14 protein-coding genes are annotated in these 22808 nt (G+C 66.8%); 3 read left to right on the forward strand and 11 right to left on the reverse strand.

Annotation, left to right across the window (positions count from 1 at the left end; all coding sequences use genetic code 11):
• Positions 1-10: 10 nt before the first annotated feature.
• The 5 genes from IBJ82_RS18895 to IBJ82_RS18915 form a co-directional block, all read right to left on the reverse strand.
• Entirely contained in the window at positions 11-1273 is a 1263-nt protein-coding gene (locus IBJ82_RS18895) for an FAD-dependent oxidoreductase (protein WP_194827277.1), read from the reverse strand.
• Positions 1270-6714: a type I polyketide synthase gene (locus tag IBJ82_RS18900; RefSeq protein WP_194827278.1), complete on the reverse strand. Its 5445-nt coding sequence runs from the start codon at positions 6712-6714 to the stop codon at positions 1270-1272. Before IBJ82_RS18900 ends, IBJ82_RS18895 begins: the two co-directional genes overlap by 4 nt.
• Positions 6715-6747: 33 nt before the next feature.
• Positions 6748-8901, reverse strand: a complete 2154-nt coding sequence (locus tag IBJ82_RS18905; RefSeq protein ID WP_194827279.1) for an AMP-binding protein — start codon at positions 8899-8901, stop codon at positions 6748-6750.
• Between the two features lie 25 nt (positions 8902-8926).
• Positions 8927-9832: a menaquinone biosynthetic enzyme MqnA/MqnD family protein gene (locus IBJ82_RS18910; RefSeq protein WP_194827280.1), complete on the reverse strand. Its 906-nt coding sequence runs from the start codon at positions 9830-9832 to the stop codon at positions 8927-8929.
• Positions 9833-9902: 70 nt separating this feature from the next.
• Positions 9903-11951 (reverse strand): LuxR family transcriptional regulator, encoded by a 2049-nt coding sequence (locus IBJ82_RS18915; RefSeq protein ID WP_194827281.1) that lies wholly within the window; start codon positions 11949-11951, stop codon positions 9903-9905.
• Between the two features lie 382 nt (positions 11952-12333).
• Between IBJ82_RS18915 and IBJ82_RS18920 the strand changes: the two genes are divergently transcribed.
• Positions 12334-13107 carry a thioesterase II family protein gene (locus IBJ82_RS18920; RefSeq protein ID WP_194827282.1) on the forward strand — a complete coding sequence of 258 codons (774 nt, stop codon included), beginning with the start codon at positions 12334-12336 and terminating at the stop codon, positions 13105-13107.
• Positions 13108-13389: 282 nt separating this feature from the next.
• Here the strand turns inward: IBJ82_RS18920 and IBJ82_RS18925 are convergent, their stop codons facing one another.
• The 6 genes from IBJ82_RS18925 to abc-f all read right to left on the reverse strand — a co-directional run bounded on the left by IBJ82_RS18925 (position 13390) and on the right by abc-f (position 20166).
• Entirely contained in the window at positions 13390-14847 is a 1458-nt protein-coding gene (locus IBJ82_RS18925; RefSeq protein WP_194827283.1) for an FAD-binding protein, read from the reverse strand.
• A gap of 141 nt (positions 14848-14988) precedes the next feature.
• A complete protein-coding gene (locus IBJ82_RS18930) occupies positions 14989-15279 on the reverse strand; it encodes a cupin domain-containing protein (protein WP_194827284.1) in 291 nt (96 codons plus the stop codon).
• Between the two features lie 21 nt (positions 15280-15300).
• Positions 15301-15765, reverse strand: coding sequence for a pyridoxamine 5'-phosphate oxidase family protein (locus IBJ82_RS18935; RefSeq protein ID WP_194827285.1), 465 nt, complete (start codon positions 15763-15765; stop codon positions 15301-15303).
• Between the two features lie 65 nt (positions 15766-15830).
• On the reverse strand, positions 15831-17315 hold the full coding sequence (locus IBJ82_RS18940; protein WP_194827286.1) for an FAD-dependent oxidoreductase: 1485 nt from the start codon (positions 17313-17315) through the stop codon (positions 15831-15833).
• Between the two features lie 231 nt (positions 17316-17546).
• Positions 17547-18302, reverse strand: a complete 756-nt coding sequence (locus IBJ82_RS18945; RefSeq protein WP_370585378.1) for a dienelactone hydrolase family protein — start codon at positions 18300-18302, stop codon at positions 17547-17549.
• A gap of 247 nt (positions 18303-18549) precedes the next feature.
• Entirely contained in the window at positions 18550-20166 is a 1617-nt protein-coding gene (gene abc-f / locus IBJ82_RS18950; protein ID WP_194827288.1) for a ribosomal protection-like ABC-F family protein, read from the reverse strand.
• 248 nt (positions 20167-20414) lie between these two features.
• Here abc-f and IBJ82_RS18955 point away from each other — a divergent pair, with 248 nt between their 5' ends.
• Both IBJ82_RS18955 and IBJ82_RS18960 read left to right on the forward strand, forming a co-directional pair.
• On the forward strand, positions 20415-22199 hold the full coding sequence (locus tag IBJ82_RS18955; RefSeq protein ID WP_194827289.1) for an amidohydrolase family protein: 1785 nt from the start codon (positions 20415-20417) through the stop codon (positions 22197-22199).
• Positions 22196-22801, forward strand: coding sequence for a TetR/AcrR family transcriptional regulator (locus IBJ82_RS18960; RefSeq protein WP_194827290.1), 606 nt, complete (start codon positions 22196-22198; stop codon positions 22799-22801). Before IBJ82_RS18955 ends, IBJ82_RS18960 begins: the two co-directional genes overlap by 4 nt.
• Positions 22802-22808: the final 7 nt, after the last annotated feature.

Here is a 22808-nt window from a genome sequence, read left to right on the forward strand (position 1 = left end):
GTTTCTCGTATCAGTGGGAATCTATCGTGGGCAGGTAGGCGCCCTGGTGGATGAGATGCTTCTGGACCGCGCCGACGGCGAGCGCCGTGGTGCGGTCGGCGTAGACCGCCGCGGCGATGCCCGCGGCCTGTCCGGTGGCGAACGCGGTGCCCATCACCCGCAGTGACGCCCCGGCGAGGCGGTCGGCGTCGACGACGCGGCCCGCGGCGAACAGGTTGACGGTGTCGATGCTCTGGAGCACGCCGAACGGGATGTCGTAGAAGCCGTCGTCGTCGATGAACTCCCACTGCGGAAGGACGCCGGCGCCGGGGTGGTATTCGATCGGCCAGGCGCCGAGGGCGATGACGTCCTGGGACCGGGCGCCGCTGCGGACCTGGTCCACCGTCAGCTGATAGGTGCCGACGACGTGGCGTGACTCCCTGGTACCGATCTCGGGGCCGGTGCTCACGATGTAGGCGCGCTCCCACCCCGGGATGGCGCGCAGCGCGGTGAGATAGTCGCGCGCCTGGATCCGCGCGTGGGTCTGCGCGCGGGCCAGCTGCCCCACGTCGCGGGCGTCGTATCCCTCGTCGACCACATAGGTGATGACGTCACCCGACACCGGTAGGCGCGCGACGAGTCCGCGTTCGGCCAGCAGCGGAGCGCCACCGGATTTGGCGGCCCGGATGGCCGCCGACAGTGTGTCGCGGGCGATGTCGGCGTCCGCCGCGATACCACCGAAGCGGACACCGAGCGTGCCGTTCTGGACGATTCCGTCATTGCCGTAGCGCACCGTGGCGCCGCTGAACGTCGCCAGATCGGCCTCGCCGGTCGCATCGACGAACGCGGCCGCGCTGATCTGGCGAACACCCTGATGATCGGCGACGCGAATCGACATGATCTCGCCGGCACCACGATCGGCGGCGACGAGCTGGCTGTCGAGATGGACCTCGACGCCCGCCTCCGCGCAGATCTCGTCGAGGACGACTTTCACCGCTTCCGGATCGAAAACGACGGCGACCGAGGTGAATCGGGTCGGCGGGGTCACCGCGTCCATCGCCCGCAGGCCCGCCAACACCTCGTCGGCGATGCCGAACACCACCTGCTGCGGCGGGTCCGACCTGGTGTAGATCCCGCAGTAGGTGAGCACATTGCGCAGCGTGGCCGCCCCGCCGAGGCACGGACCGCGTTCCACCAGCAGCGTTCTAGCACCCGCCCGGCCGGCGCCGACGGCGGCGGCAACCCCGGCGGATCCGCCACCGACCACGACGACGTCGTATTCCTGATCGTTCACGCTACGGTCCTGTCGTTGTCGCCGCGAGCCATCCGGATCAGCTCGGCCGCCGACATCGACGCGATTGCGGCGGTGCCGGGGTCGGCCACTTCGGCGAAGCGGTCGGGGGCGGTCGGTTCGTGGCTCGCCGGTTCGTCGGCCAGCCGCAACACCGAATCGAGCAATCCGACCTCGCGCAGTCGCTGGATCGGAATCCGTGCCAGTGTTGCGCGCACGGCGTCATCGGAAAGGCCTGTTGTGGAGAGGATCTCGGCCTCGAGACGTTCCTCGAGATGAGCGGCCACGTCATCCGGTGTCGGATAGTCGAAGACCAGGGTGGCGGGCAGGCGCAAGCCGGTCGCCGCACCCAACCGGGTGCGCAACTCCATCCCGGTGAGCGAGTCGAAACCGAGCTCCTTGAACGAGCGGTCGGCGTCGACAGTCGAGTCCGCGGCGTGGCCGAGGACGGTCGCGATGGTGTCGCGCACCAGATCTCGCACGTATTCGCGGCGGCTGTCGGTGTCCATCACAGCGATTCGGGTGGACAGGGCGGCCGGATCGGTGGCGCCGGTGTCGTGGCGCCGGGTGGCGCCCGCGCCGATATCGGTGCGCCGCCGCGGGCGTATCAGGTCGCGCAACGGCGGTGGCGCACCGGCCGGATCGAGCGCGCCGGCCTCGAGTGCGACCGCGGCCAGGAAGGTCTCCTCGCGCTCGCACGCCGCGTCGAACAGGCGCAGCCCCTCGGTGTCGGACAGCGCGAAGATGCCGGTGCGCGCCAGACGGGCGTGATCGGTCGCGTCGAGGTGGCCGGTGATGCCGGTCTGACGGGCCCACAGCCCCCAGGCCAGCGCCGTCGCGGGCAGCCCTTCGGCGCGGCGTTGACCGGCAAGGGCGTCCAGGTAGGCGTTCGCGGCGGCGTAGTTGCCCTGACCGGCCGCGCCGAGGACGCTCGCGACCGACGAGAACAGCACGAACGCAGTCAGATTCAGCTCGCGGGTGGCGTTGTGTAGGTTCCATGCTCCGTCCACCTTGGGACGCAGCACCCGCTCGAACTGTTCGGGGGTCAGTGTGTCGACCACACCGTCGTCGACCACCCCGGCCGCGTGCACCACCGCGATGAGCGGGTGCTCGGCCGGGATCGTCGCGATGGCCTCCGCCAGGGCGGCACTGTCGGTGACATCGCAGGCAGCCGTGGTGACCTGGACCCCGCGGGCCGTCAGCTCGGCGGTGTCGATGGCGCCGCGGCTCACCAGCAGCAGATGCCGGACCCCGTGCTCGGCGGCAAGGTGTCGTGCCACCAGCCCACCGAGGCCGCCGCTGGCACCGGTGATGAGCACGGTTCCCTCGGGGTTCCATACCGATGCGCGCTGGTCGGACTCGGCCGCGCGCCGCTGCGCGGGAACCAGTCGTGGCGCGAGGAATCGGTCGGCGCGGACCGCGATCTGGGGTTCGCCGTAGGGCAGGGTGGCCGGTTCGCTGTCCAGCACGTCGACCAGGACGAACCGGCCAGGATGCTCGGTCTGCGCCGAGCGCACCAGGCCCCAGACAGCAGCGCCGCCCGGATCGCCCACGGTCTCCGCACCGACGGCGACAGCGCCGCGGGTACGGATGGTCAGGACGGCGGATTCCTCCTCGGCCAGCCATGATCGCAGCCGGTCCAGGGTCGCGGTCAGCGCGACGCGAACCCCGGCGGGCGTCGGGTCGGTCGCGGGCACATCGAACCAGGTCGGTGCCGCGCCGGTGATGTCGGCGGTGCGGCCTTGCGCCGGGCGGGCGGCACCGGGCAGTTCCACCCAGGAGAGCCCGAACAGCGCGTCGACGGTGCGCCCGTTCGCCGTCCCGGCCTCGAGCATCTTCGGGTCGACGGTCCGCAGCACCAGTGCCGCCGCCGACAGCACCGGGCGATCGGCGGTGTCGAGGATTTCGACGGTCGAATGATCGTCGACGGTGCTCAGCCGGGCACGCAGCGGACCTGGCCCCGACACGCGATGCAGTCGAATACCTCGCCAGGAGAAAGGAAGTCGCGTTCGCTCGGCGTCCACCGAGGCGAGCGGGTGCAGTGCGGCATCCAGCATCGCCGGATGGACGCGGTGTCCGTCGCTGTCCAGCTCGGGTGCGAGCACCACGTCGGCGAACAGGTCGTCACCGCGGGTGAACAGCGCGGTGGCGCGGAAGGTCGACCCATAGTGGAAACCGGCCGCCGCGAGTTCCCGGTACCGCGCGTCGACGTCGATCGGCACCGCGCCCGTGGGCGGCCAATCGCGCACCGCTGTGGGACCGGTCGAATCGTGTGCCGGACCGTCGGCGCCGAGCGTGGCCTCCACGTGGCGCGTCCACGGATCCGCGGCGTCGTCGCCGACGCGGGAGTGGATGGTCAGCGATCGGGTGCCGTCGGGCTCGGGCGCACCGACCACGGCCTGCAACGACAGCGTCGCGTGCGCGGGCACGATCAGCGGCGCCACCACCGTGAGTTCGTCGACGGAACCGAGCTCGTCCTGGCCGCACCAGCTCGCGGCGAACAGCGCCATGTCGACGAAGGCGGTCGCGGGCAGCAGCGCGACGCCGTGGATGACGTGGTCGTCGATCCACGGGCAGCCCTCGCGCGACAACGACCCGGAGAACAACACCGCGTCGTCGGCCAGCGTCATCGCGCGGTCGAGCAGTCGGTGTCCGGTCGTGGTGGCGCCGGCCAGCTCGTCGGATCCCGCGTCGAGCCAGTACCGGCGACGTTGGAAAGCGTGCGTCGGCAGCGGCACCGGATCGGCGCCGGTGGGTTCGGGGTACCAGTCGACCGGCGTTCCGGCCGCGAAGACGGTCGCGAGGCCGGCGATCACCGCGTCGGTCTCGTCGCGGCGTCCCGGCAGCAGCGGCGCTGTGGTCACGCCGGTCTGTCCGGTGAACGCCTCCCTGGCCAGTGCCGTCAAGGTGGTTCCCGGTCCGATCTCGAGGAACATGCGCACGTCGCGATCGGCGTGCAGGCCGGTGATCCCGTCGTGGAAGCGCACCGGCTGACGAACCTGCGCGGCCCAATACTCGGGCGTGCACAGCAGCTCCGGATCGGCCACCGCGCCGGTCACGTCGGACACGAGGGGGATCCGGGGCGGGTGGTATTCGAGGCGACGGCACACCTCGGTGAACTCGGCGAGCATCGGATCCATCAGCGGTGAATGGAACGCGTGCGCCACCTGGAGTCGTTTCGTGCGGCGGCCCAAGGTCTCCAAGGTGGCCGCGATCTCGTCCACCGCCGTGTCGGTGCCGGACAGCACCACCGCGGCCGTGCCGTTGATCGCCGCCACCGACACCGCGTGTTCGCGACCGACCAGTAGCGGCGCCACCTTGTGTTCCCCGGCCGCCACCGCGAGCATCGCGCCGCGGCCGGGCAGGCGGTCCATCATGCGCCCGCGCGCGACCACCAGCTCTGCCGCGTCGGCCAGGCTCCACACGCCGGCCAGATAGGCGGCGGTCAGTTCGCCGATGGAATGGCCGATCAGGAAATCGGGTCGCAGACCGAAGGATTCGGCCAACCGGTAGAGCGCCACTTCCACCGTGAACAGTGCGGCCTGGGTGTAGCTGGTGCGGTCGAGGCGCTGCGCGGCCGCGGTGCCGGGCTCGGCGAAGATCACGTCGGCCAGCCCGATGCCGTCGAAGCGCCGATCGAATTCGGCGCATATCTCGTCGAAAGCCGCTGCGTAGGTGGGACTCGTCGCATAGAGCGTGCGAGTCATGCCGTTGCGCTGGGCGCCCTGGCCGGGGAACATCACCGCGATCCGACCTTCGTGGGCGACGCCGCACACAACACTGGGGGATTCGCCGCCGACCGCCAAGGTGTCCAAGCCGGCCAGCAACTCGCCGCGGTCGCGTCCGAAGATCACGGCGCGATGGGCGAATATCGACCGGGTGGCGGTGAGTGCGCGACCGGTCGGGGTGGGGGCGAGGTCAGGTCGCGCGCGGACCCACTGTGCAAGCCGTCCCGCCTGGTCGGCGAGGGCCGCGTCGGACTTGGCCGACACGACCCACGTCGCCAGCGGCGAGGCTTGCTCTCGTGCGGACGGTGTCGAATCGGATTGTGCCGGTACGGTTTCCGGTGCCTGCTCCACGATGACGTGGGCGTTGGTCCCGCTGATCCCGAACGACGACACCCCACCGCGCCGTGGTCTGCCGGTCTGCGGCCACGCCCGGCTCTCGGTGATGGGCTGTACGGCGCCATCCGCCCAGTCGACGTGCGGTGTCGGGGCGTCGACGTGCAGCGTGGCGGGCACTGTCGCGTGCTGGATCGCCATGATGGTCTTGATCACGCCCGCGACGCCCGCTGCCGCCTGGGTGTGTCCGAGGTTCGATTTCACCGATCCCAGCCACAGCGGCTCGGCGTCGCGTTCCCCGCCGAACACGTCGAGCAGGGCGCGGACCTCGATGGGATCGCCGAGGGTGGTACCGGTGCCGTGTCCGTCGAGCATGTCGATGTCGCCGGGCTGTATACCCGCGGCGCTCAGCGCCTGCCGGATCACGCGCTGCTGGGCAGCCCCGTTCGGCACCGTGAGTCCGGTGGAGGCCCCGTCGGAATTCACCGCGGATCCGCGCAACACCGCCCGTACCCGATGGCCGTTGCGGATCGCGTCGGAAAGACGTTCCAGGACCAGCACGCCGACACCTTCGGAGAATCCGGTGCCGTCCGCACTTGCCGCGTACGCCTTGCAGCGACCGTCACGGGCGAGGCCGCGCTGGCGACTGAACTCTACGAAGCTCGACGGGGTCGACATCACGGTCACCCCGCCCGCCAGTGCCAGTTCGCACTCGCCGCCGCGCAACGCCCCGATCGCCTGGTGCATCGCCACCAGCGAGGAGGAGCACGCCGTGTCCACTGTCACCGTGGGGCCGGTGAACCCGTAGACGTAGGACAGCCGACCCGACAGCACACCACTCGCGCTGCCGGTGCCGAGCTGGGCTTCGAGTTCGCTGGGCACGGTGCGCAGCCTGCTGGCGTAATCGTGGTACATCGCGCCGACGAACACTCCGCATTCGCTACCACGCAACTGTGCCGGGTCGAGGCCCGCGTGTTCCAGCGCTTCCCACGACACCTCGAGCAGCAGTCGTTGTTGCGGATCCATCGCCAGCGCCTCGCGTGGTGCGATGCCGAAGAAATCAGCGTCGAAATCGAGGGCGTCGTCGAGGAATCCGCCTGTGCGGGCGTATACGGTGCCGCGATGATCGGGATCGTCGTCGAACAGCGAATCCAGTCGCCAGCCGCGGTCATCGGGGAAATCCGACACCACGTCGGCGCCGGAGTTCACCAAGTCCCAGAGGTCGTCCGGCGATTGGATGCCACCGGGATAGCGGCAGCCGATGCCGACGACGGCGATCGGTTCGCTGCGTGCGGCTTCCAACCGGTGCAGGTCGCTTCTGGTCTGCAGTAGTGCGCTGGCAGTGCGCCGCAGATAGTGCCGCAGCGTTGTCTCGTCGGTCATCGACAGGTACCTCTCAGGCCGGGATCGGGGTACTCAGACCGATCCGAGTTCAGCGTCGAGCAGGGTGAACAATTCGGAATCGGATGCTTCGGCTACGGGGTCTGGTCGGGTCATCGTGGCTTCGGTCGTCGCGAGACGATTGAGCGAACTACGCAGCCGGGTGCGAAGTTCGGTGCGCAGCGCGTCACTCGGCGGGTCCTGCCGGACCACCCGCTCGAACTCGGTCAGGTGCTCGAGGGCAGGGAAGCGGCGGACTTCGGCGGCCAGTTGGGTTTGCAGGTGCTTCACCAGGGCGCCGACCGTCGCGTGGTCGAAGACCACAGTGGTCGGCAGGCGCCGACCCAGCGCGAAGCCGAGCCCACGGCTCAGCTCGACCGCCGCGAGTGAACTCAACCCGAGGTCGTCGAAGCGGTCCTGTGCCGTGAGTGTGGCGGGCGCGGCGTGCATGGTGCGGGCGATGCTCGCGGTCACCAGGTCGAAGACCGCGCGGCGCTGCTCGTCGGGCGGCAGGGAAGCCAGGGTTCGCAATCCGCCCGCGCGCGGCTCCGATGCGGTGCCGGCTGTTCGCGCGGGCCCGCCGGCTGTCGCTTCGCTGAAGCGGTGTTCGTCGCCATCGGCGAGCACGGCGCGAATATCGACCTTGTCGATCTTGCCCATCGCGTTGCGGGGGATCTTTTCGGCGTGCACCACGCGGGTCGGCAGTTTGTACCGGGCCAGCTCGGTCCGGGCGAAGCGGCGCAGTTCGACCAAGCTCGGCTCGATCCCTTTCTGGCACAGCACGATCGCGACGACACTCTCACCCTCGTGCGGGTCGGGCACGCCGACCACCGCCACATCGACGATGCCCGGGAAGCGGGCGAGCACCTGCTCGACTTCGGCGGAGTACACGTTGTCCCCGCCCACGATGATCATGTCCTTGAGCCGGTCGACGAGGTAGAGGCAGCCGTCGTCGTCGAGATAACCCACGTCACCGGTGTGGAACCAGCCATCCGCGTCGAACGAGGCGGCGGTGGCGACGTCGTTGTTGCGGTAGCCCCCTGCCACGGTGGGACCGCGCAGGCACACCTCGCCGCGGGCGCCCGGCTCGTCGAGAACGTATCGACTCGCCGGGTCGATCACCCGGATCTCGGTGTAGGGCAACGGCAGTCCTGCCGAGGCAGGCGCCGTCGCGGCCTGTTGGGCGGGCAGACAGGTCGCGAACAAGGTCTCGGTCAGGCCGTATGCCTGTTGCAGGGTGACGCCGCGGTCGAGGTAGCGGCCGATGAGTTCGGCGTGCGCCGGGGCCCCCGCGGTGACAGCGGTGCGCAGCGCCGACAGGTCGGCGTCGGCGAATTCGGGTACCGCGGCCACCGCCGCGAACATCGCGGGTACCGCGAATACCGTGTTGACCCGGTAGTCGACGAGGTCTGCCAGCAGATGCGTCGGCTCGAAGTCCCGGCGCAGCACCACCGTTCCGCCGCGCAGCAGGGTGCGCAGGGTGAAGCAGCCGAACGGCGCGGTATGGAACAGCGGTGCCACGACCAAGGTGATGTCCCCAGGCATCGCGGGTGCGACCATGTCCAGGTTCACGCCGTTCCACCAGAGGTTGCCGTGGGTGAGTTCCACGCCCTTGGGGCGGCCGGTGGTGCCCGAGGTGTAAGTGAGCATCGCGACCCGGTCCGCGTCGCAGCGCAGCGGGGTCGACCGGTCGTCGGCGAACTCCTCGGAGGGTGTGCGGTCGGCGAAGGCGGGGGAAGTGGCCGGTCCGTCGAGAACCGGATCGCCGGGCGCCCACAGCAGCTGCACCCGGTCGTTATCGGTCTCGGCCAGTGCTTCGGCCACGATCTGGCGATGGCCGGGCTCCACGATCAGCGCATGTGGGGCGCAATCATCGAGAATCAGCGCGACCTCCGGCGATGTCAGCCGCGAGTTCACCGGCACGAAAACCGCACCGATCCGAGCCGCGGCCAGGAAGGTGGTCAGAAAGGCGAGGCTGTTGCCGCCGAGATAGCCGATCCGCTCGCCTTCCACCGCACCGCGCTCCGACAGTGTGGCGGCCAATCGCCTGGACTGTGCCGCGACCACGGCGTAGCTGTAGGTAGCGCCCTCGTACACCACCGCGACCTGTTTGCCACGATTCCTGGCCAGCTCGTCGACGCGCGCTGCCGGACTCAGATCGCTGCTGAATGGTGACCCGTGAATTGGCATCACTATCTCCTTCGTCGGTCTCGGCTCAGGCCGAATCGAGCAGCGTCGTAAAAACATCCACCGGAAAGCCCGCCGCAGGCCCGCCCGCCCGCGCCGCGAACTCGGCGATGCCGGCGAGGTGTCGTGGGCCGAGTCCGAAGTCGAGTGCGTCGGTGTAGTACCGGCGCAGGGTGGAGGCGTCGAACTCCTCCCAGTGCGCCAGGCGTTCGCAGAGCTCGTCCATCTCCGACATGGCGATGTCGCGGGCGGCGAGCAGGTCGGCGTGGACGCGGCGCACGGTTTCTGGTTCCCGCTCGACGAAGTCGCGCCGGGCCGCGATCACCGCGAACACAAAGGGCAGTCCGGTCCAGTCCCGCCACATCTGCCCGAGGTCGTGCACCAGCAGTCCAGCGGCGGGAGCGTCGAACAGTGCGGCGCGCAAGGCCATGTCACCTATCAGCACCGCCGCGGGCGCCTGCGCCAGCATTGTTTCCAGGTTCGGCGGACTCACGAAATACTCGGGATGGACCCCGATGTGTTCCGAGAGGAGTAGTTTCGTCAGCCGCACCGAGGTTCTGCTGGTGGAGGTGAGCGCGACTCGTTCGCCGTCGAGCTGATCGAGCGGAATCTTGCTCACGATCAGACAGGACATGACCGGGCCGTCGCAGCCGATCGCGATGTCGGGCAACATCACGAGTTGGTCGGAGTGGCTCAGGAACTCCATCAGGCTGATGGGACCCATGTCGAGATCGTCGGCGACCAGTGCGTCGCTGAGGTTCTCCGGCGTGTCGCGGACGAGATCTAGATCGATGAGATTGCCTGTGCGAGCGAGCCCCCATAGGATCGGCAGCCAGTTCAGGAACTCGATGTGCCCGACTCGTGGCCGTCGCTGACCGGGGGATCGACGGCGGGGGGACCGGTTTGTCGAGCCGGCACCGGAGATTGTGCGCATGACCTCACTGTCGCGTCATCGGTGATGCGTGCAAACCCCTATGCGTCCCCTAATGGGCTTGTTACCGGTCCTAGCTGGCTTCCGATTCCATCGTCCACTGCGCCGGATCACCCAGCACCATCATCAGATCGGCGCGTCGATGCACTCCGACTTTGCGGTAGATCCGGGTCAGGTGTTGTTCGACTGTGCTCTGCGTGATGTGCAGCTCGCGCGCCACGTCGCGGTTGCGGCTGCCCGTCGCGACCAGCCTGGCGACCTTGAGTTCGGCGGGGCTGAGCGTCTCGGTGGTCCGGTCCGTGCGTTCGGTCTCGACGAGCGGACCCGGGCCGTTCGTCGTCCCGGCCAATCGACGTTGCAGGGGTTCGGCGCCGCACTGCTCGGCTAGGAGCAGTGCGCGTCGCGTCGCGGCCCGAGCCCGGTCACGCTCGCCGAGCGAGCGATAGGTCTGCGCGAGATCGGCCAGCGCCGTCGCCAGTTCGAAGGTGTCGTTGCCCGCCGAGGCGAGATCGACGGAGAGTCGGCGCAATTCCAGGTGCCGTTCGCACAGGTTGGTGGCGGCGATCAGCCGCAGCGACACTCCGCCGCTCGAATGCTTGGTGACAGACCCGAGGTGCGTCAAGTGCGCCAGCGCCCAATAGTGGGCGCCATGGCGGTCGCCCTGTGCCAGCGAGACCATGGCCAGGTCGTTACGCCAGGCCATCAGACCGGGGATGTCCATGTTCCATCGCTGCATCCGACCGCCGCAGGCCGCGAAGTCCGCGTAGGCCTGTTCGTAGTTGCCCGTGGCCAGCATGTACTGGCCACGCGCGCGCAGCCACGGCAGCGCGACCCGTGAGTTCAGGACGGTCTCCGGTAGTTCGATGTCGAGGTAGCCTGCCGCTTCCTGATAGCGGCCCGCCGCGGTCAACGCGGAGACCAGTGCGGCCACTGCCAGGCCGACATAGTTGCCCAGGTTCTCGTCGCGCACCCGAACCAGCGCGCCGTCGCCGAGCTCGATCGTCGCCGCCAGCTTGCCTTCTCGCAGCAGGATCGCCGACCGCCAGATCGCGAAGATGGAACGCCAGGCAGGTGCCCGCCGCGCGGTCGCCTCTAGCATCAACGCCTCGCACCAATACCCGGCCACATCGAGCCGATCGATGTAGATCAGCGCGTCCAGGGCCATCAGCAACGCGCCCAATGTCGTGTCGTCGAGCCGGTGTTCGCGGATCAGCCGCTCCGCCCGCGCGACGATGGAGTCGGACGCGCCGTTCGCGAAGACATCGAGCAGCAGCCGAGCTGCTTCCTCGTCGGGTTCGGCCCAACCCTGCTGCGGGAACAGCGCGGAGTCTTCCTGGAACTGCGCGCGCAGCAGAATCGTGGCCGAATCCGCAGAGGGGTCGTCGCGGATGTTGAGCAGGCCCGGATAGTTGCACGACAGCCATTCCTGCATGGCGCCGCGTGCCGCGATGCCAGATTCCTCGCCTGCGGAGGCCGCGTCATCGAGCATCCGCAGAGCGATGCGGGCTTCACCGAGTCGGCCGTGCCAGAGCAGATAGCGCGCGGTTGTCGGGAGACACTGCACCGGGATCGCCCCGTTGCGCAGTGCGGTGACAAGCCGCGCGAAGCTGCGGTTCGCCGTAGACGGATTCAGCCGCCAGCGTACGACCGCGATGATCAGCAGGATTACCGCGCCCTCGCTCCCGTCGCGGGTCAGCCGCCAGGCGAGTTCGAGGTAGTCGATCGCCTTGGAGACTTGGTCCTCGGCGATGGCGGCCGCGGCCGCTCGGCGCAGAACCGGTACGGCCCAAGGGAATCGGATGTCGTCGGCGCCCAGTAGCTGGTCGGCGACCCGCACATCCGGCGCTTCGCGATCGTGCAGCACCTCCGCCGCTCGGTGGCGTAGCCGCTTACGTGTCGACAACGGTGTCTCACGTAGCACGGCTTCGCGCAAATCGCGGCGCCGAAACTCTGTGCAGGCAATGAGTTTCGCGTCGGTCAGCTCACCGATGACCGCGCGTAGCGAATCGATGTCGATGGCGAGGATCTGGGCCAGGATCGGCAGTGAGACAGCCTCGTCGAGTACTGCGAGTAACTGGGCGACTTGAAATTGTCGCGGTCCGCCTTTTCGTAGTTCTGCCAACACAGTGGCCGCTGGTCGCGGCCACTGCAGCGAACTTTCCCCTGGGTCTTTCGATGTTGACCCTGCACTGCTTTCGATAACGCTCAACGTGCTGACCCCCGATAGCTGTTCGTGAGCCTTGCTCACGAAAATCGATCTCGAACCATCGTGGACAACATCGTCCCTTGGATGACGATAGCGGCACCCGAGGGCTTTTGTTAACGGAGGATCGGGCGGCGGTGGTATGTGAGCGAAAGTAACCACGTGCTGAAAGGTGTTGTCTCCCAACACTTCCCGGGATCAACCGAGGTGTGATTCACGCCGCTCCGGCGGGCATGTGAGGTGCCTGCGTTCTATCGTGATGGTTCAGCTACATCGACCACGACATACGGACGCGCTGACTATGGCAGGTACACGAAGTATCGACAGTTTGTGGATTCGCCGCTACCGGGAGGCTGATAGTGGTGCGCCACAACTGATCTGTCTGCCGCACGCAGGCGGCAGTGCGCCCTACTACCTCCCGATGGCCCGCGCGTTGGCGCCGCGGCACGAGGTCATGGCTATCCAATATCCCGGCCGTCAGGACCGCTTCCGCGAGCCCGGCCTCGAGACCGTCGACGACCTCGCTGACCAGATATTTCCGGTGCTACAGCGCAACGTCGCAGACGATTTCGCCTTGTTCGGACACAGTTTGGGCGCGACCCTCGCCTTCGAGCTGGCCCGTCGCTTCCATGCCGCGGGCATGACTCCACGTGTGACGTTCGTCTCAGGGCGGCCGGCGCCCTCTCGGCATCGGTTCGGCTGCACCGTTCATCTCGCGTCAGCGGCCGGCATCGTCGCCGAGGTCCGCTCGCTCAGCGGGACCGACGATCAGATCCTCGACGACCCCGAGGTGCTGGCAATGGCGCTACCCGCCCTCCGTAGCGACTACAAGGCCGCCGAGACTTACGACTACCGCCCCGGCCCCGCATTGACCTCGCCGATCCACGCGATGATCGGGGACACGGACCCGATGGTGACCGAGGATGAAGCGCGGGCGTGGGCGTGCCATACCACCGCACCGTTCACCCTTGACGTCTACCGCGGCGGTCACTTCTACCTGACCGAGCACGGCGGCCAGATTATACGCACGATCGCCGACCGTCTCAGCGGCCACCACCCCGTCGTCGCAGACTGAGAAATTTCGACACCACACATCCACCCGCCGTCACCAGCGACGCGAATGAAGTAAGTGCCTTTAGGCGCCCCTGATCGATCGGCAAGCAAATTCACCCCTCGATGACGCTCTCAGGTAGCTGGCGGTGGTGCGCCCCGGCGCCCTGACTTCCTCGGCGACTCGCTCGCCGCGAACTCGCGTCCCGTTCGGCGTGCCGCTCGGGAGCCACTGACGATGTCCCCGTTGACCGGTAACGAACCCGGGCGGGCGCCGGTCGGGGGGTATCCGGTCCTGGTCCGACGACTAGGCGCCGGCGAACATGTCGACGCCGATACCGAGGATCGACTCAGGATCGTAACGACGCTTGCGGGCGACCAACTCTGGCCAGCGGTCGCCGTACTCGGCCTCCCAGTCCGCCGTGGTGAAGTCTTGGGAGTCGGCCGCGTACCGGACGCCGCCGAGTGCGCGTGCCCGCTCGTACATCTGGCGATTGCGGGTCAGCCAGTACTCGACGTAGGCGGGGTCGGGGCCCGGATGCAGCGAGGTCCGCAGCACGCTCAGCGTGTGGTAGATATCGCTACCGTCCGGGTCGGGCAGCCGGAACATCGGGTTGGACACTCGGGATCGCCGCACCGTTTTCAGGTCGATCACACCGAGACCCATGATCTCGGGCGTCCATTCGGGAAATTCCGCGGCGATGAATTCCGCGGCGACCGAGTCGGGCAGCATCACGTCGAACCAGGGCTTGAGCAGTTGGTCGTAGCCGAGGTTCGAGAACGGATCGACCAGGGCGTCGCTGCGGAGCAGATACGGCAACCAGTCGTAGTCCTCCTGGATCGCCAGCACACCGGGGATCGTCCCTCCGCGCAGATAATGTCCGCCGTCGGGTTCGGCACCGGGTTCGAAGTATTTCGCGACCGTCACCAGCCGGACCGGGCCGGTGGACCCCGGCAGCCATTCCGAGTGCACCTCGTCGAGCTCACCGCGCAGGGTGAACAGGCGAGTGTCGGTGACATGGTCGGCGTTGGAGATGTAGTTGAATCGCCACTCCCGCACCCGCGTCGGCGCGGGGATCAGCGGGAGGGTGGCGCGAACTATCACGCCGAACTGACCGAGACCGCCCAGCACCGCCTCGAACAGATCCCGGTTCCGGGTTGCGGAACAGGTGCGCAGGGTGCCGGTGCCGTCGACGATGTCGAGCTCGAGCACGTTGTCGGTCTGCAGCCCGAAATGGACGTTGGCGCCCGCACCGCCGACCGAGAGGGTGCCACCTACAGTCAATTTGGTGATCGTGGTGATCACCGGCGGCGTGCGTCGCCGCGCGTTGTACGTCGCGACAGCCAGGTCGCCCCAGAAGATCCCCGGATCCACGACGACGTGGTCGTCGGACATCTCGTGAATCGCGGTCAACGAACGGGTCTCGATCGCGAGCCCGTCGGTCAGGGACTGGCCGTGGGTGGCGTGGCCGTCACCGCGCGCGCTCACCGGGATCCCCCGCTGACAGCAGAACTGGATCATCTTCTGGATGTCTGTGGCCGAGCCGGGACGCAGGACGGCCGCGGGTATCCTGGTGACGATCTGACCGCGGTCGGTGGACATACTGGCGCGAGCGCCGTTGTCCAGGAGAAGTTCGCCGTCCAGCTCCGGCACATTGTCGAACGGGGATTGCGCCGCGGCGGTGCCGTGGGTGATCCACTGGCCCGCCACGATATCGAAGCCGATCACCGCGGCGGTGACCGCGAGCATACGACGTCGACTCATACCGCTACGGTCGGGATTCGGTTCGGGCGAGTAAATCTCGGACAATCCAGCTCTCCGTATCGCGAATACGTTGCCTACCAACGTGATACGGACATCACAGGCGACAGCCGATGTCGTCGCCACCCCTAGCCGACCCCTACCTCAGCTCACCTCCTGATGGCGGGGTCCGGACAACTGGAACCAGCGCCAAGTGGTCTCCTGGTGCGGGACATACGGTGGTACGAAGATGAAGTCGCCCGGCCCGGCCTCTGCGACGAATTCCAGCTGCTCACCCCATCGCATCCGGGCGCGTCCGCGGATCACGTAGATGACACTCTCTAGTACGCCGTGATGGTGTGCGCCGGTCTTGGCGTCCGGATGAATCGTGACGGTTCCGGCCCAGATCTTCTGCGCGCCGACACGGGCGAAATCGATCGCGGCCGCCCGCGGCACACTACCGCAGCGAACAGTGCCTTACTCCGAAGGCGACTGTCGCACATTCGAGAAGGGAGTCTGCCAAGCAACCGGGTCCACAACGGGAAACCGGCGACCGGTCACCACGGTGGGTACGAGTCGGATGAAGAAGTCCTTCGCCCCGGCCTGCCACGGAAAGAGGGGGAGATCCACGGTGTCCATCACATCGCCGATCTCACGGATCCCTTCGGCACGGCCCTTGACTACCACGCTCCAAGCTTCGTGAGACCCAGAAATGTAGCCGTCGACTTCCAGCGCGACGGGTGCGTCCGACAACGCGGCGGACATCTTGGTACCTCGTGCGGATCGAAACACGATGGTTCCGTGATCGACCGCGTAATTGAGGGGGAAGATATCCGGATGGTCCTCCACCCACACCGCGAGGCGGCCTACCTCTCCGCCGCGGAGTAACGCCCAGCATTCGTCAACAGCGAGCTCCTTGACACCTGGATCGTCGATTCCCATCGTCTCCGCCTTCCTGTCGTGCGGGCAGCTTGTCGAGGTCCTCGCGCAGGTCTGCTCGTGCGAGGTTACGCCTGGCTCAGTGGACCGCAGCGAACATCGAATCGTGTGCGCACAGTGTCCAGGGTTTGCCGGAGGTGCTCGCGTCCGCGGCGGTGGGTGAGCATGAACCGCGTCGTTCCGATCATGCGGCGCGGCAGCGGGTACCAGCGATCGAGATCGAATCCGCAATCGAGGAACACTTTGTTCGGGACGCTGTCGGCGACGAGGCTGAGGTTGTGCATGGCCAGGGAGCCGAGCACATACGGAAGTGCCGCACTCGACTTCGTCCGTAGGTCCAGTGCGTCGAGTTCATACAGCGGGACTTCCCTGAGCTTGTCCAAGAACAGTAGGTGGGTCAAGAAGTAACCCATGTACGACGTCAGATGGAATGTCGCGGAGCGCGGCTGCACCGAGACGACCGCACCACTGTCGGAAACGTAGGGCTCGTAGGGCGGTGGCGGGTCGCCACGCAGCACATATCCGGTGCAGTTCACTATCCAGCTGCCCGGTTGAATCTTCTTCGCTGTTCCGCTGCGGAACACCAGGTCGATATCGCCGTCGTGGTCGACGGCATCGACGACGTGATCCATGATCACCTCGTTCAGGCCGTCGGCAATAGTCTTGTTCTCCGATTCGGACAGCAAGCCCAGCAGGTAGTTGGCTGTGGTGGGGGTCAACCACGTGCCGTAGGTCGTGCGAAACCAAGTCGCGACATCGGTCTCGTTGGTCCCGTCGAAGCGCCGGCCCAACTCCCTGAAAACGCCGGATGCCAGAGCGCCGCCCCACCATCGTGGGCCGCCTGAAGGGAACAAGCGGTCACGGTCGGAAAAGAACGTGCCTGAACCTGCCACCAGGTTCACTTCCCGACCGGGGTATTCCGTGATCAGCGTGTGAGCGGTATCCATCGCGGTCTTTCCCCCGCCCACGATCCACACAGGGGCGTCGCTCGCCCGCATCTCGTCCCTCCGCATATCGCAGAAGTCGGGTGACACCGACACGATGCGTGCGCTGGAAATCTCGAGCGGGTCGTTGGGCACAACCCCGAATCCGCTGGCTTTGATCAGTCGCTTCGCCTCGACAACCATGAGCTGGCCATCCGACGACTTGCAGGTGAGGCGAACAATCCCGTCGGACTCCTCATGCGAATCCAGCGCCCAGCCGAAGTACTTCTCCACCTGAACTCGTTGTTCGACGATCTCGAGGCAGTGTTCGAAGTGGGCGAGCACCTCGTCCTTGGTTGCCAGGTAGGAGCGATCCTGGCCAAGTGTCCACTTGATGTTGCCTGCGGTGAACAGCCCGTGAGGTTGGTGGAGTCGAACGTAAGCATAGGTGTCGACCCACATACCGCCGGAACGATCGCGGCGATCGACCAGGATGATCTTCTGCGAGCGAGACAAGTAACGACTGGCGACGAACAGGGCATTGATTCCGGCGATGCCGGCTCCGACAATGCAGACGTCGCAGCGCTCTACCCGAACGGACGTCTCGGCTGACGCGACGCCATCTGTCACCGCAACCTCCAGGAGAGCCTCGTGATTCAGCCAGAGTGGGCTCTAGTGACGTCACGCTCCAGCGCGTCTTGGTTGCGACCAGTTGGTCCTCTGTCGATCTTCCTCGCAGGCGGCACGATTGTCACCGATGGTTCGCTGCCCTAAGAGCTTCTCTGGGTGTCGGTCGATGCGCCTGACGCGCGACCCGCTCGGAGCCGTTGGCCAGGCTCGTCGAGCGTCTTCGAAAGAGGTTCAGCGCAGGACGCGCGTGAACAAATCAGTCAGTTCGGTCCAGTGCCGGGCGTCTGCCTCGGCGTTGTAGACGTCGGTGTCGGATTGGGTGAAGCCGTGGTGGGCGCCGGGATACACCTCGGTGCGGAAGGTGGTGCCCGAGGCGGTGAAGGCGGCGTCGAGTCGGTGGATCTGTTCCGGTGGGAGGCTGGGGTCGGCGTCGGCGTGCGCGAGGTAGACCTCGGCGGTGATTCGATCGACCACGGTGTGCGGACTGTGGGGTTCCTCGGTGGCCAGTCTGCCGCCGTGGAAGCCGGCTACCGCGGCCACTCGATCGGGGTAGGCGGCGGCGGTGTGCAGTGCGTTGCGCACGCCCATGCAGTATCCGGACAGGCCCACCGGGTTGCCAGTGGTCAGGGGGGAATCGGCCAGCCACGACAGATACGCCTCGGCGTCCGTGACGACGAGTTCGGGTGTCAACGCGGTCATCAGCGGGCGCAGTGCGCCGAAGATCTCGCCGCGTCGGTCGGCCCCGATGAAGTCGGGAAGCTCGATTACCGGTGCGGAACCGTTGCGGTAGAACATATTCGGAACGAGCACCGTGAATCCGAGGGCCGCGAGGCGTTCGGCGTCACGTCGCACCACCGGCCGCAGCCCGAACGCGTCGGAGAAGACCAGAACCGCGGGGTGGGGCACGTTGTCGTCGGGATAGGCAAGGAAGGCATCGGCCTTACCGTCGGCCGTAGCCACATTGAGGGCGAGCGTGTGTACCGCCACAGCGGAACCTCCTGAGCGCATCGAGTTGGGCACACCTTACTGATCGCGCGGCAGCGATCCGGCGCTCGAGCCGGTCGGAACCAGCATCTGCGCACGCAGCGAATTCGGCGCAGCGCAAGCACATCGCGGTGGAGACCGACTGGCTAAATCGGAAACCCTGGTCCGGGCGGTTGCTGCGGTGCCCCCTGGGCCGGCATCGGCTGTGATGAATAAGGTGGCGGTGGCTGATTTATGGGCGGCAGCAGATCTACGCAGTTCGCACGGAGGCCGACGCTTGTAGGGCGAGGTGGGTGCCTTCCCAGCGGCTGCGCAATCGCCGGTCGTGGCTGACGACCACGATGGCTCCCGGGAAATGGGCGAGCGCGGTTTCCAGCTCCTCGACCAGACCGGGCGACAGATGGTTGGTCGGCTCGTCGAGGAGCAGCACGTCGACGGGTTCGGTGACCAAGCGTGCCAAGGCGAGGCGCTGGCGCTGGCCGGTGGACAGGTCCTCGACGCGCGTCGTGAACTGGGAGACGTCGAACAGGCCGAGTGAGAGCAGTTGGTCGCCGTGGAATTCTGGGTCACCCGGGCGATCGCGCGCGAAGGCGACGAACATCATGCGTCCGCGGACGGCCGGCGGTGGTTCCTGCGCGAGGTAGCCGATCTTGCCGGTCCGGGTGACGGTGCCGGTATCGGGTGCGAGTTGACCGGCCAGCACGCGTAGCAGGGTGGTCTTGCCCGCGCCGTTCGGGCCGGTGATCAGCAGACGGTCGCCCGCGGCGAGCGTCAGGCTGGTCGGCTCGAGTCTGCCCGCGACGGAGATGTCGGTGGCCTCGAGCCCGGTCCCATCTCCGCCGGCGGTCGCCAGGGTGGGCGCGAATCGTAGAGGTTGCGGCGGTGCGGGCACCGGGTTGGCGAGCAGGCGCCGCAGCCGTTCCTGCGCATTGCGAACCCGGCTGGCCACTGATTGCTGCACCCGTCCACCGGCTCGGCTGTAAGCCATCTTGTTGTTGTCGGCCATCGCCCGGCCCGGTGCGACCCTGCGAGCGGTGGTGTCGGCGGCCTCGCGGAATCGTGCGGTATCGGCCAGCCATTGCGCGTGCGCCTGCACCCATCGCGCTCGCTCGGCCGCCTTTTCCGCCAGGAATCCTGGGTAACCGTCGTTGTAGCGGACGACGCGCTGCCGGTCCGCGTCGACCTCCAGCAGGCTGGTTGTCACCCGTTCGAGGAAGGCCCGGTCATGGGAGACCGCCACCGTCGTGCCGCGCCGGGTGATCAGGTGGTCTTCGAGCCAGGTCAGGGCGACGTCGTCGAGGTGGTTGGTCGGTTCGTCCAGCAACAGCAGTTCCGGAGCTGCCGCCAGCACCGCGGCCAGGCGCAGTCGGACCTGCTCACCGCCCGATAGCTCGCCGATCGTGCGGTCGCGATCTACCAGGCCCAATCCCAGGCCGTGAAAAGCCTGTTCCACTCGCGCGTCGGCGTCGTAGCCGCCGTGATGTTCGAAAAGTAGTGTCAGATCACCGTATTCGTCGATTCCGGACTCGTCGCCGTCGGCCATCGTGACCTCGAGGCGGCGCATCTGGGCTTCGACCGCTCGCAGCTCGGTGAGAGCTCGGTCGATGAGCTGCTGCACAGTGAGGTGCTGGGGGAGTTGCTCGTCTTGCGCGAGGTAGCCGATGCCACCCTCGGCGTGGACGACGATTTCGCCGCTGTCGGGCTGCACCCGCCCGGCGAACAAACGCAGCAGGGTGGTCTTGCCGGAGCCGTTTTCGCCGATGATCCCGGTGCGCTCGCCGACGTCGAGCGAGCATGTCACATCCGTGAGTACGGGATCGCCGTCGAACGACTTACTGACCGCGAGCGCGGTGATCTGGGTTGGCATGGCACTCTCCGAAGCATTCGAGGACGACGCAATCAGGGGACTGCGTGGCCGGGTGAAAAGCTCGGAAGAACGATCGGGCAACCTCGCTTGCGTACGACAACTGTCGCACCACGGTAGCAAGACGACGATGGCCTGATCACGGCCGCTCGAAGACCCCGCCGAACAGAAGTATCAACGCCGTCGAATCCAAAAGGTTGCGAGTGATCGCTATCTAAGTTAGCGTGCAGGGAATCTATGACGGAGGTCACATGAACGCTCACCTCTTCGACGTGATCATCAACGGTGGCACGGTGTACGACGGGAGTGGCGGCCCCGGCGTGGTGCGCCACGTGGGGATTCGCGACGGTGTCGTCTGTGCCCTCTCCGCGGAACCTCTCGATTCCTCCGCTGCCGGGGAAGTGATCGACGCGACGGGCCAGTGGGTGATGCCCGGCTTCGTGGACGTCCACACCCATTACGACGCTGAGGTTCTCGTCAGCCCCGGACTCAAAGAGTCTGTCCGACACGGTGTTACCACCGTCATGCTCGGCAACTGCTCGCTGTCGACCATCTACAGCACTGCCGTGGACATCGCCGATCTGTTCTCGCGCGTGGAGGCGTTGCCGCGAGATCACGTCCTCAAAGCCGTCGATGCCGCGAAAACATGGTCCGGGCCGCAGGAGTACATCGAATCCCTCGAGCGTCTGCCGCTGGGACCGAATGTCGCCTTGCTCGTGGGGCACTCCGACTTGCGGGCGCACGTCATGGGACTCGATCGGTCGACCGATCGTCGCCAGAAGCCCACCGGTGAGGAATCTCGGGCGATGGCCGAGGCATTGAGCGAAGCTTTGGACGCGGGAATGCTCGGTATGTCGACGATGACCAATCCATGGGACAAGCTGGACGGTGATCGATATCGTTCGAGGTCGCTGCCGTCGGCCTATGCGAGATGGAGCGAGTTCCGTCAGTTGCACAAGATCCTGCGCAAGCGAGGGCGACTGTTGCAGAGCATCCCGAACCTCAACACCAAATACGACATGATCTTCTTCCTCGGTGCCGCAACAGGTCTCGGACGCAAGTCCTTGAAGGTGTCGTTGTTGGCCGCGGCCGACCCCAAGGCGTCGCCGTGGATCCATCGGATCTTCGGACCGATCGCGGCCGTTGTCAACGGCCCGGGCCGAGGCCAATTCCGATGGCAGCATCTGCCCACGCCGTTCGACGTCTACTCCGACGGCATCGACCTGGTGGTGTTCGAAGAGTTCGGCTCCGGCCGGGCGGCATTGCACCTGCGCGACGAGTTGGAGCGCAACGAACTTCTGTCCGACGAAGCGTATCGACGGTGGTTCCGCGCCGATTTCGAAAAGAAGTTCAGCTCACGGGTCTGGCACCGCGACTTCGCGGATGTGCAGATCACCGAATGCCCCGACGGTTCGCTCGTGGGCAAAACGGTCGCGGATATCGCGAAATCTCGTGACATCCACGTCGTAGATGCCTTCCTCGATCTGGTGGTCGAGCATGGACGCGCATTGCGCTGGCACACCACCATCGCCAACTATCGGCCCCGAACCATGGACCGACTGATCAACGCGCCCGGAGTAACCGTCGGATTCTCCGACGCGGGTGCGCATCTGCGCAATATGGCGTTCTACAACTTCGGTATCCGGCTGCTCCATCGTGTGAAAAGTGCGCGAGGTGAACGAAATCCGTTCATGAGCGTGGAGAAGGCGGTACACAAGCTCACCGGTGAGCTCGGCGATTTCTACGGCGTCGACGCCGGGCATCTGCGGCTCGGTGGACGCGCCGATGTGGTGATCGTCGATCCCGCGGGCCTCGATGACGATGTCACCGCCTATCGCGAGGAGATCATGCCCGAGTTCGGTGGGCTCAGCCGGATGGTCAATCGAAATGATCGAGCGGTGACGGCGACGTTGATAGCCGGCAAGATCGCCTATCGACAGGGGCAGTTCGCGCCGTGGTTCGGCGTATCCGAACGTGCCGGCCGATTCCTGCGGGCCAGCGCTGATGACCCCGTCGCCGCCACGGTGAACGCGTGAGTCGAACCCAGCTGCAACGCCGTACCGAAACCATCCGCAGTCTCATCGACGCCACGATCGAATCGCTGTGTGAAAAAGGTTATGCCGCAACCACGATCAGCGAGATCGTCGCACGGGCAGGGGTGTCCTCCGGGGCACTGTTCCGCCATTTCCCCACACGACTCGATCTGTTGGTGGCAGCGGCAGAAGAGGTCCGTTCTCGACAGTTCACCGAATTCCGCGCCGGACTGAGCGGACTCGGCACCGATTCCATCGACCACTGCCTCACACTTCTGCGAGCGGCATGCCGTGCCCCGATCAACGGGGCTTGGTACGAGCTACTCATCGCCGCCCGCAGCGACCCCGCGCTCCGGGAAAGGCTGTCGCCGTTCACCATTCAGTACCACGAGCAGATCGCACAGCTGGCCAGGGCATTGCCGTTCGCGGCCACCATCGCTCCGCAGCGATTGGATACCGTCATCTTCAGCGTGGTCTACCTCCTCGACGGAGAAGCCCTCGCCGCTGTGGTCCATCCTGACCCCGAGCAAGACGAGTTGCGGCTCACGGTGATCGCGAATCTGCTCCGGGCCGAGGCTGCGAATCAGGAATTCATCAGCGCGTGACACGTTG

The sequence above is a fragment of the Nocardia sp. XZ_19_231 genome, from assembly GCF_015355705.1.
Taxonomy (GTDB): domain Bacteria; phylum Actinomycetota; class Actinomycetes; order Mycobacteriales; family Mycobacteriaceae; genus Nocardia; species Nocardia salmonicida.